Consider the following 18,185-nt stretch of genomic DNA (forward strand, 5'->3'; position numbering starts at 1 on the left):
TATTGTTTATACTCATTATGCTTTTAATTTTATTACAAACTTCCTTTAAAGTAAAAAAATGTAGTCAATAAATAAAATATCTATTAACTACATTCTTGTAATTTATTTTTATAAAATTATCTGATAAGCATTTTAGCTGCTAGAAGAACTATTATATGGAGTGGATAGAAAATATAGAAAAAATATTTTATACTCTTTCCTCGTTGTTCATTATACTTCATTAATAGTGGATAACTAACAAAAACTCCTATTATAGAAACTATAATATCCATATTAATTGAACCACTTATTAAAAATGTTAATAAAAGATCAAGTGAATTCATTGCTGTAAGTCCGTATATTAAAGCTTTCTTTTTATTATCTATAGTTCCAAACATATAAATCAACAAAACACCTGATACACCTGCATCTGAAACTACACTTATAATCATAAAGAATATAACTATGACACCTTTTAAAAACTTATTTTTAGTCTTATTTGCTAAATATAATGCACAAAGTCCAAAAAATAATGTAAATATAGTTGTTAGCAAATACCCACATCCACTAAAAAACAACATACAAAATGGTACTGTGCTTACTAATCCTAAAATAAATAATCTTAACATATACTTAGGTACATTAGATGATTTTCTATATCCTTCTCCTATAAAGAAGCATAAAATAGGAAATGTTAATCTTCCTATAAAATGTAATATACCGCTACTTACTGGATAAACTTCTGATGGCAAAAATGTCCATGCTATATGATCTATAACCATACATATAATTGCCAACATTTTTAACTGAGTACCATTAAGTCCACTTTTTATTAATATTTCTTCTCTAGCTTCCATAACTTCAACCCCTAATAAATATATTTCTAAAAAGATTATTTTTTCTTTTTAGCTTCTTAGCATATAAGAAATTTTAATATGCTTGATATTTATTAGTATATATTGGTAGTAATCCTTCATCCATTGCTCTTTATTACATTTATATAACAATTTTGTAATATATGAATTAGAATTATAACTATATATTATAAAGCTTTAAAAAATCAAATTATTTTTCTTCATTATCTTTAGTTTTTTTATCTATACCACATGATACCCATGGATAATCTGGATTAGTTGGATCACATGGTTTTGATGGATCTACTTTAGCTTTTTTCTCTTCAAAACTCACTTCATATTTTTCTGTACAATTACATTCATTTTGTTTATTTAGATTTTTATTACTCATATTACTTCTCTCCTTTATCTTTTACCTATTCTATGTATATTATTATATAATAATAATTATTAATTGACAATAGAAATTTGATATTTTTTTAAAATTAATCTTAAATTTATTTTGTTCAATTCATAAAAAATTATTTATTCTTTAAGTTTTATTTTTTAATTGCTTACTTATTTCATAGCTCAAATATAATAAAAAAAGGCATTACTGCCTTTTTTTAATAAATAGTTAAAAAAGTATAACTAACTCGATCATGTTATCTTAACTTTATACTATTTTATTTTAAACTTACTTACTTCTGTTGTTAGGTTATCTGCAAGATCTTTTAAGTCAGTAGCACAATTAGTAAAGTTTTGAATATTACTTGAAAGTTCTTGTATTGCAGCTGTTACTTGCTCTGTAGATGCTGTAGTCTCTTCTGATATACTTGCTATGCTTGTTACATTTTCTTCAAGTGTATTCTTATTGTTATAAACATCTGTAATACTTTTGCTTATTAAATCTATATTTTCATTTAAATTAAATATAGATTTCACTATATCTTTAAGAACATTATCAACTTGCTCTGATGCTTTTCCTTGCTCTTTAAAGTTTACAGAAACACCATCCATAGCTTCTAATGTTTGTTTCGAACTATGGTACATACCCTCTAATATTTTCTCTATATCTGCTGTTGAATTATTTGATTGTTCAGCAAGCTTTCTTATTTCATCTGCAACAACTGCAAAGCCACGTCCACTTTCTCCTGCTCTTGCTGCTTCTATAGCTGCATTTAAAGCTAAAAGATTTGTTTGCTCTGTTACTGCTGTTATTGATGCTATTATATTACCTATATTTTGCATACTATTATGAAGATCTATAATTTGTTTGTTTATATTTTCATAAGAAGCCTTAGAGTGCTCAGTAGCATTATTTAGTGTTTCAACTGCATCTCTACCTCTCTTACTATTATTTTTAGCTTCTTCTGATATAGTTTCTATTGCTCTTGCATTATTATTTATACCATCTATCTTTGAAGATAAACTCACAACCTCATTTAATATATTTTCTATATTTGTTGTTTGAGATGTGGCACCTGTAGCTATATCATCCATAGTCGCAGAAACTTCTTCCACAAATGCAGATGCATCTTGTGCCATGCCTTCAATATCTGATGAATTTTGAAAAACCTTATCTGTTGAACTATCTACGCCTTCAAGTAATGTTGCTACATTATTAACCATAATGTTAAAGCTCTCTGATAATTCACCAAACTCATCCTTTGATTTTACTTCTAATCTTTTAGAAAAATCTCCTTGTGACGCTAATTTAAATCCATTCTTTAAATCTCTAACACTGTTATTAAACTTATTATATATATAAGTAGCTATAATAATTGCTAAAATAGCAAATACTATTATTAATATCCCAGTTATAACTGCTATTCTTGTTGTTTTGTTTGTAAGTTCTACTAATGGTATTGATGAAACTATTTTCCAGCCTGTAATTTCATTAGTTTCATAAAAAGCTATTCTCTTAACTCCATTAACTTCATATTTAACATTACCACTCTTATTGGAATCTATCTCCTTCCATGCAGATAATTTTGAAAAATAATCAGTTCCTAGTAATGACTTAGTTTGAGTTGCAATTCCTATTCCTTTTTTATCAAATATAGATACTGTTCCATTCTCTCCAACTTTAAAATTAGAAAGTTTACTTGAAAGCTTTTCTAAATCTATATCTATACCTATAACCCCTACTAGTTCATTATTTTTAACAACAGCCTTAGCTACAGATATTGTCTTTTTCCCTGTAACTGTATCTGTGTATATTTCACTTACATTAAACTTTTTACTTTCAGCTGCTCCTTTATACCACTCCGTTTCTGACCAGTTAATATCTGAACTAATTTCTGATGAAGGTGCCATTACAAAAATATTAGACTTTGTAGCATAATAAACATTTAAAAATGAATCATTATTACTCTTAACATCATTTAAAAATAATTGAGTAAATTCTTTGTAATGAGGTTTTTCTTCTAGATCAGTAAAATCTACATTTACAGCTAAATTATTTATTTGAGTCTCTATCCCTCCTAATATGCTATCCATATTTTGATTTATTGAATAAGAAAGACTTGTTACATTCTGGTTAAATTCTTTTTCTATTGATTTCTTAGTACTAAGATATGTTATTCCACCAAATATACCTACTGAAAATATTGTTGTAGCTAAAAGTATAATAAAAATCTTAACAGAAAAATGATTAAAGTTAATCTTTTGTTTTTTTATCTTTGACATATTTCCCTCCTAAATAGATTTATTTTCTAAATTTAGTTTATTGCTTACACATATATATCGGCCCTTTTTTATCAAATTTAAGTATAAATAAGTAAATTTAGGATTCTATTTTTGCTATAGCTAGTTTTTTAATACTAAGAATTAGTTTTTCACCTACTTTCATATGAATTGCGTCCACTACAACTTTATCTGTAAATTTTTATTATTTATTCACAATATTTAACTTATTTGGTATAATAAAATTTGAACTATATTTAAATTTTAAACAATTAAAATTTTCAATTGATAAAAAGCATAAGGATGTGATTAGATAATGAAGAAAAATATATTATCAAAAATGATTTTTACTCTTTGTACAGCAACATTATTATTTATTACTACAAATTCTAGTATACCTGCTTTTGCTTCAGATGCTATTATTTCTGGACAAACTTATAAGATTATTAATGTTAATAGTGGAAAAGCCTTAGACGTATATGCTGCTGGACGAGATAATTTTACTAATGTTGATGTTTATTCTGATAACGGTACAGGAGCTCAGAAGTGGAAAGTAATTGTAGACTCTGATAAACTATGTAAGTTAATTAATATTAATAGCGGAAGAGTTCTTGATGTATATAGTAGAGGACTTTCTGATTACGCCAATGTAAATATCTATGATGATAATGATACAGATGCTCAAAAATGGAGAATATTATATAACAATGATGGAACGTATAAATTAATTAATGTTGGTAGCAATAAAGCTCTTGATGTATATGCTGCCGGGACTGAAAACTATACCAATGTAGATATTTTTACCGACAATGGTACAGGGGCTCAAAAGTGGGAATTTATTGCGATTAATTAATCTAAAATAGCAAGTCAAAAATACATTGTATATTGACTTGCTATTTTTATTTATATTAATTTTTATTCCAATGTTATTATTTGGTTAATTTAATAACAACTTCCGCGTGAGGGGTATCTTGAATAAATATACCAAGTTATAACTTAATATATTTTATTGTATCTATCTATAATTGAAATTACTTCAAACTTTAGACTAAAAATATTAAATCAATACATATTATATTTTAAAGTAATATATTATAACTTACTGATGGTCGGAAGAATGTCGGAAATTTTAATTCTTCCGACCATATTTAATGTAATTTAAGTAATATCAATATTTTATAGTATTAATTAAATCTAGAATTAATCTTTTTAACAATTATATTTAAATGCTATATTATATGATATAATTCAATTATATTTTATTGAAAGTAGGCGAATATTTATGGCATTTAGAGATGAACAATATTTTGAAATTTATTATAAAAATAGTACAAAAGAAATTTCAATTGAAATGAATGAATATGGAGAAACTTTATATAATCCTTTCTATGAAGTAAAAAATAAAGAATTTAAAAAATCACAAGAATATTTTATATTAGAAAAAGTTAAAGAACAAGTTGATAATAAAATTACTAAAAAAGATTTTGATTATGATCTTTTAGCAACTGAAATAGAAGATGCTTACAATGAATATCGTGAAGAATCTGAAATACCTAATAATGATGATTAGTTAAATTAAAAAATTATATGATATACACTATAATTAGTATCTCAACTTGTAAACAAAAATCATTTTCTTAATTACAAGAAAATGATTTTTGCTAAATTTATTTTTATTAAAATAAATTTTATTTTATTCTAAGATCCTCTCCAACATAAATTAAATTTTCATCTTTAATTCCATTAAGTTCTACTAAACTTTCAACTGTAGTATTAAACTTTTGAGCAATTTTATATAGAGTATCTCCTTTAACCACATTATAATAAACTTGATTTTCATTAAATGAACCTGATAAATCTTTTTCAATATCAAATACATTACATATACCATTAAATATAGCTCCTGCAACTCTTTCAGGATTATAACCGTTCATATCACTTTCACTATCACAAAAAGCACACTCTATTAGTAAGGCTGGCATAATAGTTTGGTTAATTACAAATAAATCTCTTCTATTTTTAATCCCTCTATTGTATAATCCTAACTCTTCAATTTCATTTAATATTGATATGCCTACCTGTTCAGCTATTCCTCCGGTAAGACATAACCCCTCTGCCCCTCTTCCTCCTGGACATGAATTATGATGAATTGATAAGAAGAAATCTGCTTTTCCTTTATTTGCTGCAACTACTCTTTGGTTTAACGAATCATGTAAGCTTATTGCATTATATGGAGTACAGTTAATAACATTAATATTTGTAGCTTTAAATTTATCAATTAATTCCTTTCCAACCTCCATATTAAGTTCATCTTCCTTTCTAATCCCTATTGCTCCAGTATCAAAATTAACATTATGACCTATATCAATAGCTAAAGTATTTAATTTTTCCATTTTTATACACCTCCAACTAAGATATATGGTTTTAAATACATATATACTATATATAGAAATATTTTTTATTAAAACACTATATATAGATATCAAATGTATCTTTTAATAATTTCAAGGAGGGTTATATGGATTATAAATATATTGAGATTTTAGTTAGAAAATCTAAAGATGGAGATAAATTATCTAAAGAAAAACTTATTGAAGAGTTTAGACCTTTTATATTAAATCTTTCAAAAAGAACCTTTATAGATGGATATGATCTATATGATATACAGAATGAATGTTATAAAAATCTACTTAAATGCTTAAACTCATATAACTTAGAAAAACATAGATTTGTTGCTTATGCTACCAATGGAATAAAAAATAATATAAATGATCTTATAAAAAGATCTAAAAATAGAAGCTCTGCTGAAGGATATGAAGCTCTTACCTTATGTGATAATTTAGAACATACATTACCATCTGATAATCCTAACTTAGAAGAGATACTTTGTGATAAATGTAATTTTGAAATTTTAAGATTGGCCATTAATAATTTAAGTGAAGAGGAAAAAGAACTTATAGATTTTGTTTTCTTTAAAAATAATACAATTAAACTTTACTCTGATTTAAAAGCTATGTGCTACTCCACTGCTGTTAATAGAAAGACTAGTGCTTTAAGAAAAATTGGTAGATATGTTAGTACTCTTAACAATTAACTTCAAATAATTAATTAAATATCCTAAGGTAAAAAATTGCCTTAGGATATTATTTATTTTATAAGTACTTTTATATTAATAATAATTATTATCTAATATATTAGATAATTTTCATCATATCTTCTTAAAATTTCAAGTGTAGTGATTTGAACAAGATTTAATCTGAATATTGAATCATGCTCATCTGAAAGTCCAGGATGTGAACCCTGTGGATGAAGCCTCTTACAAAAGGTTTCAAAAAAACCTTGTCCATTATCTAACCATTCATTTAACGGTTTATAAAATATTGGTGGATCACATTTAGATAATGTAATTTTAGCATCCTGACTATTAACTGGAGAATTTCCAGTTATTTTTTCTGCCAATTTAATTAACCTCTCCTTTTCCTACATTTAAACAATTAAATATTATCTAAATTTTATTATAATTTTAAGTTTAACCCTTTTATTTTTTTAACTCATTAAATATAACTTCAGACATCATATTCATAATAAAGTTCATCTTTTCTTCATCGCTGAATAAACTCATAAAGAATTTATCATTTTCTTCATACCTATTTACAGCAACATCTTTAAACTTCTGTTCATATAAATACTTAAATAATGATTTATCATCTGCTTTAACAGCATTGACAATCTTTTCATCTTTGGCAAAATCTGATTTCATCTGTTCTAATACTTTATCCTGTTCAGTAAATGCAGTTCCAAATCTATCATTCATTTTATCAATGATAACAGATAATGAGTCTTCCTTTTTCTCTTTACCACCAATGCCACCTTTAATATTAGCTACATAACCCTCACTCTTTTCTAAAAGTATATCTCCTGAAAAAGTTTTATCAAGTCTATAGTATTCTAATATTAGCTTGTCCGATAAATCGATTTTAACATTTTCACCCTTAGGCAAGCATTTATTTAAGAATCTAGCATATACAAAGAACTTCTGCATATCTTTATCATACATTCGGCACACCTGTATAATGAATGAATATATTCTAACAAAAGTAGCAAGAGATGATTTAAATTCTTCCCTTTCTTTATCTTCTTTTGCATTATATCTATCAAGAGCTGGTTTAATGCATCCAGTTAAAAGAGCCTGTGCATCTCTATTATCTTTACCATAGAATATTTGTGCAAAATGTTCTACTTCCATAGGTTGATAAATTTGAAAAGAATCAAGTCCATTTTTTAAATCATAAATAACATTTGGATCTGTTTCTTGTTCTAATACTGTAGCTTCATAATAAGGTTGAAATGATTTCTGCATTTCTTCTGCACTATTTACAAAATCAAGTACAAAAGTATCTTCCTTACCTTTCATTGTTCTGTTAAGACGAGATAATGTCTGTACTGCCTTAACTCCACTTAGCTTCTTATCTACAAACATAGTATGAAGTAATGGTTCATCAAATCCTGTCTGATATTTTTCTGCAACAATAAGCATATTAAAAGCATCACCATGAAATTCTTCTTTTAGTGAATCTTCCTTAATTGTATTGCCTTTTTTATCTTTATTTAATCCTTCTTCTGTAAAATCTGTATCAGGAATATCAGGGTCATTTACAGTACCTGAAAAAGCTACAAGTACATCTAAATCAGTATAACCTTTTTCTTTTATATATCTTCTAAATTCAAACAAGTATCTTACAGCATGAAGTCTTGATGCTGTAACTACCATTGCCTTAGCTTTACCACCAATTTTATTTTTAGTAATATTTCTAAAGTGTTCTATCATTATAGCTGTCTTTTGAGCTAAGTTATGTGGATGAAGACTTTCATATCTTGCTATTTCTTTAGCTCCCTTTGAAGCATCAACATCAGGGTCATCAGCTACTTTTTTAGCTATTTTATAATACATTTTATAAGTAGTATAATTTTTTAATATATCTAATATAAAATGTTCTTCTATAGCTTGTCTCATAGAATAAATATGGAAAGCTCTATATGTTCTATCAGTCTGTTTATCTCCAAACATCTGTAATGTTTTTTCCTTTGGTGTAGCAGTAAATGCAAAGAATGATAAATTGTCTATTATTCCATGTGATGCAAGTTCATCAAGCATCTTGTCTTCATCATCTTTTACATTTTCTTCTGCTTCATCTTCCATAACTCTGTATTCTTCTAATATGTCCTCAGTGTTGGCAAGTGCTTTCTTTAACTTTTTAGAAGCTTCACCAGTCTGGCTTGAATGAGCTTCATCTACAATAATTGCAAAATTGCCATCTGTCTGTACTTCTTTATAAATTACAGGAAATTTTTGAAGCGTAGTAATTATTATTCTTTTACCTGCATTTATAGCATCTCTTAAGTCTACTGCGTGCTTTTTCTTATCAATACATTCAACAACACCTAAAACATGGTCAAACTGATAAATTGTATCCTGCAACTGACTGTCAAGAACTCTTCTGTCTGTAACTACTATTATTGATTTATATATAGGATTATTGTTATCATCATGTAATCCTGATAATCTATGAGCTAACCATGCAATAGAGTTAGATTTACCACTTCCTGCACTATGCTGAATTAAATAGTTTTTTCCTGCTCCATTCTTCTTTACATCTTCAAGAAGTTTAGTTACTACATCTAATTGATGGTATCTTGGAAAGATTAGAGTTTCTGTAGTCTCTATAACCTTGCCATCTTCATCTTTCTTATCTTCTTTTTTAAGATGCATATATTTATGAATAATTTCCATTAACCTATCCTTGCACAACACTTTTTCCCAAAGGTAAGATGTTTGGTATCCATCTGGATTTAATGGATTACCTGCACCACCAACATTACCACTACCATTAGACCCCTGATTAAATGGAAGGAAGTATGTATTCTCTCCATTCAATCTAGTTGTCATATGAACTTCAAATAAATCTACTGCAAAATGAACTAATACCCTGTTTCTAAAATCAAAGATAGTATCCTTGCTTGCCCTATCAAATTTGTACTGATTGATAGCATTGTGTATAGTCTGCCCTGTAAATTGGCATTTAAGCTCCATAGATACTACTGGAATACCATTTAAGAATAAAACTATATCAATACTGTTTTCATTAAATATTGAATAATGTAGCTGTCTTGTGCAGTGTAATATATTATCATCGTATAATTTAACTCTTTCAGTATTATCAGTATTTGCAGGTTTAAAATATGCTACATCAAACTTAATACCTCTATCCTTAAATCCACGTCTTAATATAGCTAATAAACCATTAGTCTTAACTTCTTTATTGAAACGCTTAATAAAACTTTCCTCACTAGCTGAGCCATAAATAGTCACATAACGTTCCCACTTCTTAGGTTGAGTCTTTTTAATAAACTTAATAAGACTATCATTATCTAAAGCTAATTCTCTATTAAAATTCTTTGGATTGCCTTTTATATATCCACCTTCAGTTATAAGATACTCTTCTATAGATTCTTCAAAGGCTTTTTCCTTTAATTCTTCTTCATTCATCCCTCTCACCCTCTTCAAATTCAATTTTGTCATCATCAAATATTTCATTATGCGCTGTGAAGTAATATTTTCTTATTATATATATCCATTCATTTAAACATTTTAATGTCACTAGCGAATCCCCATTAGGAAACAATGTGAAGAATAGGCTTGATATTATTACAAGTGAAATTGCTGAATGTTCTGCTGGTGTAGTAATACCATAATCTGATCTCCCAGCTATTATTAAATTATCATTTTCACTATATCTAGACATTCTACCAAATGTGCCTTGTGGTGATGCATGAACCACTTTATTAGCTAAATTATATTGTCTCTTCCAATCTCTAGTTGCGAAATGACACTGTCTTTGAATGTCTGCAAATGTTATGTGTCTATCTATATTTTTTAAGCATTGTGCTGTCTTAGCCCAATCATATCTATCATTAGTATTTGTTGCCTCAAAATATGCTTTAGCAACATTTTCTCCATTCTGATTTATAAAATCTGCTATAATACTCAATTCATACATTGAACGCCATCTTGCATAAGCACCATCTGCAAATCCATTTTTCATTAAACAAGTTATTTCTAAAAATTGTTGTAATGCACGTGCATGAATCTCTCTTAATGATAGGAATAAATAATCTTTATTTTGCGTTTCTTGCTTATCTAGCTCTGAAACATATTCACAATATTTTTCACTAGCTTCTAATGTCATTATATACATCGCATCTGATACTACAAAACACTTACCCCATTTTTGTTCCTGCCTTGCTAAAAATTCATTTGTTTCATTTCTTTTTTCCATAACTATCTCATACATTGTCTTTTCAAAATAATCAAGTGTATGATTGCTTATAGTATCTAATGTATGTCTGAAGTAACCATCATAATCAATACTCTTAAAAAATTCTTCTATATCAATATCTTTATTTTTATCTTTTACTTTGCTTTTAATAGCTTCCATAATTCCTTCATTCATTATTTCTACTACCATATCTTCAGCCATATATTACACCTCCCTCTTACCAGTTACACATTCATATATTAATGACTTCTTGTATTCTGTTAGTTTTTCTATTACCTTTTCTTTATTTGTGATTAATTTATCTATTGCTGAGCATTTCTTATCAAGATAATCTACTATTTCTTGTTGTTCAACTATAGGTGGAATGGCTATATTCATATTAGAATATTTATCTGCACCTATATTTTGAATTGTGGCTTGTATGAATATTCTATTTTTCCATTCATTATAACTATTGCTTAAAGTATAATAATAAACAAACAATGGAATTGCATTATTTTTATTTATCTTAGCTTTTATTAAATACCCAGCAAAAGCAGACAAACCAAATTCTTCTTTGAAAATAAATGATTTTCCAACAGTTGCTCCACTCCTAGCAAATAAAATATCTCCTTCATCCAATAAATATGGTTTAGCTATATCAATTGGTAATGATAATTTTCCATTATCTTTTAATTTATTATCTAAAGTAATATCTGTTATTCTTATATATCTTGGGTCATTATTATTATATAGTTCTCCACTTTCGTTAGCTCCATATTGCATAGTTTCAGATAAAATACTTTTTAATTTTCTATTTTCCCAATGTTCAGGAATTTTTCCAATCCACTCAACTCCACTATATTTGATCTTTACATCATGATTTAATCCTTTAGTAACTGCTTCTGTTATAATGCTTTGTTTATATTCTTTTAGCTTTTCTATTACTTGCTTTTCTTTTTCTATTGTTTGGTCTATTTTATTACATTTGTTATCTAAATAACTTATTATTTTACTCTGCTCATCTATACTAGGTAATACAATTGGAAAATTTAACAACATAGGTAATCTTACAGAGTCTACTGTTGATTTAGCATTACTTTTTTCTATCTCTTTAATAAAATTTTCTTTTAAATAATAATACACATATTTTCCTTTAATATTTTCAAAAGAATGTAAATTATAAACCCTTTGATGATAGTCAAACTTTCCATTAATATAATGAAATACTTTTCCTGCTCCAACACCATCTCCTGCTGTCAATACTGCCTCTCCATCAAAAGTATATGTATCTATTTTTTCTATTTTAGGTGAGCGTACATAAAATGGATATTGCCCATCAGTTTTTGCATTTACAGTATCTTTGTTCCCTGTATTTATTGAACATAAAAACCTTAAACGCCTTATGCTCCACCCCTCAGGTATCTCTCCAATCCATTCAACTCCACTATCTTTCATTTTTCTAGTCATTGAATATTTCCTCCAATACACCATCTAGTTCCATTTCTATTTCTCTTATTTCCATCTCAAGTTCTTTTGCTGGCTTTGGTGATACATATTTATAAAAATATCTTGTAAATGGAATTTCATATCCTACTTTAGTTTTCTTTTCATCTATCCATGCATCAGGAGCAAAAGGTAATACTTCTCTTTTGAAATATTCTTGTATATTCTCTTTTAATGGAACATTTTCAGTATCTCTAAGTGAAGTATCTGCAACTGGTTTACCTTTCTTTAATTCAGGTATACCCTCTTCATTTAACTTAGGTCTTTCAACTACTATTTTTGAATATCCAAAATCTTTATTATCAAATATTTTACTTATTTCACTTTCCTTAAATTCACCATATAATTTAGTGATTTCATCTATATATTCTTTGGGAATGTCATTTCTTTTATTACCAAGTGATTTTCTTCTTTTTTCATATAAGTTATTAGCATTAATAAGCTGCACCTTACCTTTTCTTAATTCAGGCTTCTTATTTGATAAAACCCATATATAAGTAGCAATTCCCGTATTATAAAAAATATCATTAGGAAGAGCTATTATCGCTTCTAATAAATCATGTTCCAATATATATTTTCTTATTTCAGATGGACCACTTCCTGCATCTCCTGTAAATAATGGTGAACCATTGTGTATTATTGCTATTCTTGAACCTTGAGGTTTCATTTTAGCTATAGCTGTTTCTAAAAATAGCATTTGACCATCACCCACTGCTGGTACTCCTGCTCCAAAACGTCCTGCAAATCCAAGTTTTGCTTCTTTTTCAACTGCTTTTTTATCATTTTTCCATTCACGTCCAAATGGTGGATTTGATAAAATGTAATCAAATTTATCTTCTGTAAACTTATCATCAGATAATGTATTACCATTCCTTATATTATTAGCATTAGCACCTTTTATAAGCATATCTGCCTTACAGATAGCATAAGTCTGGTCATTGATTTCCTGTCCAAAAGCTATAAGTTCTGCATTATTATTTAATTTTTTCAAATAATCTTCTGCTACTGATAACATACCTCCAGTTCCACAAGCTGGGTCATATATTGTTTTTGCTATATCTCCTGTTAGTAGTTCACTATCATTATAAAATAATATGTTTACCATAAGTTCTATAACTTCTCTTGGTGTATAATGTTGTCCTGCATCTTCATTATGTGCTTCTGAAAATTTTCTTATTATTTCTTCAAATATGTAACCCATTTCAAGGTTAGATATCTTGCTTGGATGTAAGTCTGCATTAGGTGTTACAAATTCTTGAATAACTATATATAGAAGGTTCTTTTCAGCTAGTCTTGTTATCTGATTATCAAAATTAAACTTTTCTATTATATTTCTTACATTCTCTGAAAATCCATTTAGATATGCTCTAAAATTAGCCTCTATTCCATCTGGATCACTTAATAATTTTTGAAAATCAAATTTACTTACATTGTAGAAATCATATCCTGATTCTTTACATAGAAAAACATCTTTCATTGGAAGCTTTCCTACTTGTTCATTTTTCTTTAAAACTGCTTCCTTAGTATCAGCTAAAACACAGTCAAAACGTCTTATAACTGTCAAAGGTAATATTACTTCGCCATATTCATGTGGCTTATATACTCCTGTTAATTTATCTGCTATAGCCCATATAAGACTAGCTTTTTCATTTATATTAGAACTTATTCCCATAATTTTCTCCTCTGTCTATTAATTTTAAAATATACATTTATTATACTATCTTTTTTTTATATTTCATAATTTGTTTATAATATACTTGCTTATTTATACTGCCTATTTAATTGCATTTACTAAAACCTCTAAAGTAACCTTAAATAAAACTTCATCTAAATAATTTACCCACTTTAAACTAACACTTACTACTCTATTAATTTTTATAAAAATATTTATTTTCTATAATAAAAAAGGATTTTAAATACAATACAAAATTTCAGTATCATATTTAAAATCCTTTTTATATCTTATAAAATATTCGATTTCCAATTGCTTTAAATTTTATCTTTATCCAATTAACTTATGCTAACCTTATACTACCTTAATAACATTTAAAGATAACTAATCAAATTTAAATGTAGTTACTACTGTAGTAGTATGATCAATATAATCTTTTGATAGCTCATCAATTCCATCACATATAAATTTTAATGAACAGCCTTCACAATCTCTTATAACACGTTCTTCAAGCAAAGAACAACTTAAGCTATCTTCAAATGTTGCATTTCTTATTGCTAATGCTATTTGCTTTTTATCATAGCACTCACTATTTTCTGAACAAACTTTAATTTTATCACTAACCATTTTTCTATCCACTCCTAAAATTTTATTTAACAATTTTATTTTTAATTGTCAAATAAGATATATGTTTTTATTTTTAAAATTACATAAAAAATAGTGAAATTATAAATTAAAAATCTTGTTAAATCGCATTATACAAGCAAATTCTTAAATTCTAAACTTCTAAAGTTTTTTTCTTTTTTTATTCTTTTATTTTTTAGAATTTTAGATTTTTAGAAGCTCAAACATATATATCTTTTAAAATTGATTAAGAGGTGAGAATTTATGGAAAGAAAAAAAGAAAAGGAATTTATTATAGATAAAAATGATTTAGCATATCAAGAAGATGAAGAGGAATGTTGTTTTACTGACTATGTACCACCTAGTGAAGATTGTATAACTTTATTTTCATTTAATAATGATCCAGGATCTGATTCTAATGAAGAAGATAATAACACAGTAGATTTAGCTCTCAATAATACTTCTAATAAAACTGATGATACTTTAGCAAATTTAGCTGCTAATAATAATTCTAATAAACATTCAGAACCTCAAACAAAATCTAATAATAGTTCTGATAATCTACTATTAAATAATGATAATAGTAATGAAAACATTAATAATAAAATGCTTTTTAGTGACTCAAATAATAATACATCTATTAATAATTTATTTGATAATAGAAAAACTCCTATAGCTAATGGAGCTGCCCCTCCAATTGATGGAGAAGATGCTAATATAAAAAGAAGTTATACTCTTCGCAATTCTACTGTTAGAAAAATAAATGAACTTAAAAGCATACACCCAGATATAAATATATGTGTAAGCACACTCGTTGATATTGCTATATCTTATTATCATAATCACATATTAAATAAAGGTGGCTTTCAATAATTTATGTTTAAAATTGCTTGACAATGTCAAGAATTAAACTGAGGTGAGCATATGAAATCATTTATAAAAAGTTGCGATTTATCTAATATAAAACTAAAATACAGGCTTATGTATATATCCTATATATCAATTGTTATTTTTAACTTTATCATTGCTAAAATTAAATTTTATGATATTAAGTATTCATCATTATTAGGAATAAATAATAACTCAATATTTTCTTTAATCATTATGCTTATAATTCCAGGAATTTTATTATATTATCTCTATAGTAAGCTTAATTATAAAACAGATAAAGAATTAAAAGTATGTAATATATTTAGTAATTTAAATTTATGTATGATTTTAATAAGTTTTTTTCTTATATTTAGATTATTATTCATAATATAAATATAATAATCACCTTATAAACATATATTCTTTATGTAGGAGGTGATCTTTTAATGGATATTAATGAATTAATAAGTCTTATAGGTAATGTTGGTTTTCCTGTAGCATTAAGTGCATATTTACTTATAAGATTAGAAAAGCAAATAAATAATCTATCAAATTCAATTAATAAATTAAACACTATAATAAGTGCTAAACTTGGAGTTGCTATTGATACTAAATCTAATGATAAAAATAATGTTGCATAATTAAAAGCAATAAACATTAAATTGGTAATGTTTATTGCTTTTATTTTTTTATTATATAAATTTAGAATCTTTAATCATTTTATTGTTTATTATAGATGTAATGCCCACCCTATGTAGTTTGATTATATATTTAGAAGAGGCATAGATGTCTTTACAATTACGCCATTCTCAATCCTTCAACATTTCATAGAGTACCTATTTCTTTACAACCAATAAGAAATCTATGAAAGTTTTAAGGATTAAAGAATGACTTAGATGTTCCTACGCTCCTTATTTACCCTTTAATCTATAAAATTTACCTTTAGCACTTTTCTAAAAGAAAATTTTATATATACAGGACAAAATAAGGAGCTATTACCCACCCAAGCAAATGTTCTCTTTTTCACTCATGTATTTAGATCTTTTTCTTTAAATTATAAATTTTTATATCAGCCTAAATGATCTATTAAACTTACATTTATTACTGCTATACCTACTATTACTACATCTACTCTTTTTACATTCTATCTATTATTTATTTTACTTTTTGTTTAAAATTATATTATTATTTTATAAAGTATTACTTTTATATCTGCTATTATCTATAATACACTCCTGTTTCTAGCACTTAATTTTATTTCTTTTGGTGCCTTATCCATCACCCAAAATAGTACAGGATATTACCTGTCATTTCTAAGCAGCTATGAGTTTTCCGGCAAGCTTCAACCTCATATCTACTAAGAAATTAACAAGGATTAATCTAGTCCTATATTAGGGTACCCGATGGGTCACATGCTCTAATATATGGATCTTGTTTTAATATATTAATTTCAGAGTAAATTAGATGTTCTTAATTTATGTACACTCATCTAAAAACATTCACTTTGTGAAGTTTAAATATAGATGGCTTTCCCACCCTATTTAATTTGATTATATATTTAGAATAGGTATAGATTTACTACAATTACTCCATTCTTAATCCTTCAACTTTCATAGAGTACCTATTGACTTTCATCCAATAAGAAATCTATAAAAGTTTTAAGGATTAAAGAATGTCTTAGATGTTCCAACGCTCCTTATTTACCCTTTAATCTATAAAATTTACCTTTAGCACTTCATTTCTAAAAGAAAATTTTATAGATACAGGACAAAATAAGGAGCTATTACCCACCCATTTGATTTTAGATTTATAATATTTTTTCCAATATATGTTATAATAAATTTATATTATTATAAGGAGTTGATATAATAGTGGATAAAAATATTAAATTACTTTATTGTATTTTGGGAAGTATTATACTTGCTTTATTAAACAATGATATATTTGCCTATTCTAGATCTGCAATATTTAATGGTGGTACACTATTAGGAGCATTAATGTATTATTTAAGTAGTATATTATCATTTATAGGTTTTATATTATTAACAGTATTTTCTATTTTATTAATATTAAGAAATTTAGATTTAAAACATAAATAATGCGGTATTTAAAAAGTAATATAATTAGGACATAATTAACTAATTAGTATCTATATAGAACTATAGGAGGAAATATGATTTATATTATTAGTTATGCAATAGGATGGTTATTAAGTATTATATATACTCTGTTGAATCCATCACAAGGTTTCATTTACAATGCGTGTTTAATTCACTTAGTATTTACAGTAGGATTTTTTGGTATATTTAATTTTGTTGGACATGTTATTATAAGAGAAAAGGTCGCTAAAACAATAGGTTGGGTTTCAAATGGATTTCAAGTTGAACTTGGAATTGTTTCATTAGGAATAGGCTTATCCGGTATATTATGTTATTGGATTAGAGATGGATTTTGGATAGCTACAGTTATTCCATTTGCCACTTTTTTATTTGGAGCAGCTATTTTATATATTAAAGAAATTTTTAAATCAAGAAACTTTAATCCTGGCAATGTAATAATAATTATACCTGATATTCTTATGCCTCTAACATTAATCGTATTATTACTGCTAAAATAAACTTTATTATAATAATTTGAAATACAGTATGATACTAAAACGAATTTGCGTCTTTTTTATATTTTAAATATTATATAATA

The 18,185-nt window shown here is 26.4% G+C and carries 17 protein-coding genes; 7 read left to right on the forward strand and 10 right to left on the reverse strand.

Annotated elements, in window-relative coordinates; translation table 11 throughout:
- Positions 1-116: 116 nt before the first annotated feature.
- The 3 genes from KYD98_RS01510 to KYD98_RS01520 form a co-directional block, all read right to left on the reverse strand.
- A complete protein-coding gene (locus KYD98_RS01510) occupies positions 117-836 on the reverse strand; it encodes a TraX family protein (RefSeq protein WP_219777821.1) in 720 nt (239 codons plus the stop codon).
- Between the two features lie 208 nt (positions 837-1,044).
- The gene (locus tag KYD98_RS01515; protein ID WP_219777822.1) at positions 1,045-1,224 is read right to left on the reverse strand and encodes a hypothetical protein; all 180 of its coding nucleotides are present in this window, start codon (positions 1,222-1,224) and stop codon (positions 1,045-1,047) included.
- Positions 1,225-1,493: 269 nt separating this feature from the next.
- On the reverse strand, positions 1,494-3,503 hold the full coding sequence (locus KYD98_RS01520) for a methyl-accepting chemotaxis protein (protein WP_219777823.1): 2,010 nt from the start codon (positions 3,501-3,503) through the stop codon (positions 1,494-1,496).
- 313 nt (positions 3,504-3,816) lie between these two features.
- On the opposite strand from KYD98_RS01520, the gene KYD98_RS01525 reads away from it, so the two are divergent.
- Both KYD98_RS01525 and KYD98_RS01530 read left to right on the forward strand, forming a co-directional pair.
- Positions 3,817-4,353 carry an RICIN domain-containing protein gene (locus KYD98_RS01525; RefSeq protein WP_219777824.1) on the forward strand — a complete coding sequence of 179 codons (537 nt, stop codon included), beginning with the start codon at positions 3,817-3,819 and terminating at the stop codon, positions 4,351-4,353.
- A 429-nt stretch (positions 4,354-4,782) separates the two neighbouring features.
- Complete coding sequence (locus KYD98_RS01530; RefSeq protein WP_219777825.1) at positions 4,783-5,070, forward strand: hypothetical protein; 288 nt, start codon at positions 4,783-4,785, stop codon at positions 5,068-5,070.
- A 118-nt stretch (positions 5,071-5,188) separates the two neighbouring features.
- On the opposite strand, the gene KYD98_RS01535 is transcribed toward KYD98_RS01530, so the two are convergent.
- Positions 5,189-5,893 (reverse strand): N-acetylmuramoyl-L-alanine amidase, encoded by a 705-nt coding sequence (locus KYD98_RS01535; protein WP_219777826.1) that lies wholly within the window; start codon positions 5,891-5,893, stop codon positions 5,189-5,191.
- A gap of 125 nt (positions 5,894-6,018) precedes the next feature.
- On the opposite strand from KYD98_RS01535, the gene KYD98_RS01540 reads away from it, so the two are divergent.
- Positions 6,019-6,594 carry a sigma-70 family RNA polymerase sigma factor gene (locus KYD98_RS01540; protein WP_219777827.1) on the forward strand — a complete coding sequence of 192 codons (576 nt, stop codon included), beginning with the start codon at positions 6,019-6,021 and terminating at the stop codon, positions 6,592-6,594.
- Positions 6,595-6,686: 92 nt separating this feature from the next.
- Here KYD98_RS01540 and KYD98_RS01545 read toward each other — a convergent pair whose 3' ends face one another.
- From KYD98_RS01545 to KYD98_RS01570, 6 genes are all read right to left on the reverse strand, one after another.
- Positions 6,687-6,959, reverse strand: coding sequence for a hypothetical protein (locus KYD98_RS01545; protein ID WP_219777828.1), 273 nt, complete (start codon positions 6,957-6,959; stop codon positions 6,687-6,689).
- A 79-nt stretch (positions 6,960-7,038) separates the two neighbouring features.
- A complete protein-coding gene (locus tag KYD98_RS01550) occupies positions 7,039-10,047 on the reverse strand; it encodes a type I restriction endonuclease subunit R (protein WP_219777829.1) in 3,009 nt (1,002 codons plus the stop codon).
- Entirely contained in the window at positions 10,040-11,038 is a 999-nt protein-coding gene (locus tag KYD98_RS01555) for a DUF5677 domain-containing protein (RefSeq protein WP_219777830.1), read from the reverse strand. The genes KYD98_RS01550 and KYD98_RS01555 overlap by 8 nt, the downstream gene beginning before the upstream one ends.
- A 3-nt stretch (positions 11,039-11,041) precedes the next feature.
- Positions 11,042-12,286: a restriction endonuclease subunit S gene (locus KYD98_RS01560; RefSeq protein ID WP_219777831.1), complete on the reverse strand. Its 1,245-nt coding sequence runs from the start codon at positions 12,284-12,286 to the stop codon at positions 11,042-11,044.
- Complete coding sequence (locus tag KYD98_RS01565) at positions 12,279-13,994, reverse strand: type I restriction-modification system subunit M (RefSeq protein WP_219777832.1); 1,716 nt, start codon at positions 13,992-13,994, stop codon at positions 12,279-12,281. The genes KYD98_RS01560 and KYD98_RS01565 overlap by 8 nt, the downstream gene beginning before the upstream one ends.
- A 384-nt stretch (positions 13,995-14,378) precedes the next feature.
- A complete protein-coding gene (locus tag KYD98_RS01570; RefSeq protein ID WP_219777833.1) occupies positions 14,379-14,621 on the reverse strand; it encodes a hypothetical protein in 243 nt (80 codons plus the stop codon).
- Positions 14,622-14,882: 261 nt separating this feature from the next.
- Between KYD98_RS01570 and KYD98_RS01575 the strand changes: the two genes are divergently transcribed.
- The 4 genes from KYD98_RS01575 to KYD98_RS01590 all read left to right on the forward strand — a co-directional run bounded on the left by KYD98_RS01575 (position 14,883) and on the right by KYD98_RS01590 (position 18,105).
- Positions 14,883-15,491, forward strand: coding sequence for a hypothetical protein (locus tag KYD98_RS01575; RefSeq protein ID WP_219777834.1), 609 nt, complete (start codon positions 14,883-14,885; stop codon positions 15,489-15,491).
- 443 nt (positions 15,492-15,934) lie between these two features.
- The gene (locus tag KYD98_RS01580) at positions 15,935-16,129 is read left to right on the forward strand and encodes a YvrJ family protein (RefSeq protein ID WP_219777835.1); all 195 of its coding nucleotides are present in this window, start codon (positions 15,935-15,937) and stop codon (positions 16,127-16,129) included.
- Between the two features lie 1,230 nt (positions 16,130-17,359).
- Positions 17,360-17,587, forward strand: a complete 228-nt coding sequence (locus tag KYD98_RS01585) for a hypothetical protein (RefSeq protein ID WP_219777836.1) — start codon at positions 17,360-17,362, stop codon at positions 17,585-17,587.
- Positions 17,588-17,661: 74 nt separating this feature from the next.
- The gene (locus KYD98_RS01590; protein ID WP_219777837.1) at positions 17,662-18,105 is read left to right on the forward strand and encodes a DUF6790 family protein; all 444 of its coding nucleotides are present in this window, start codon (positions 17,662-17,664) and stop codon (positions 18,103-18,105) included.
- The last annotated feature ends 80 nt before the right edge of the window (positions 18,106-18,185 follow it).

The sequence above is a fragment of the Clostridium weizhouense genome (assembly GCF_019431045.1).
Lineage (GTDB): Bacteria > Bacillota > Clostridia > Clostridiales > Clostridiaceae > Clostridium > Clostridium weizhouense.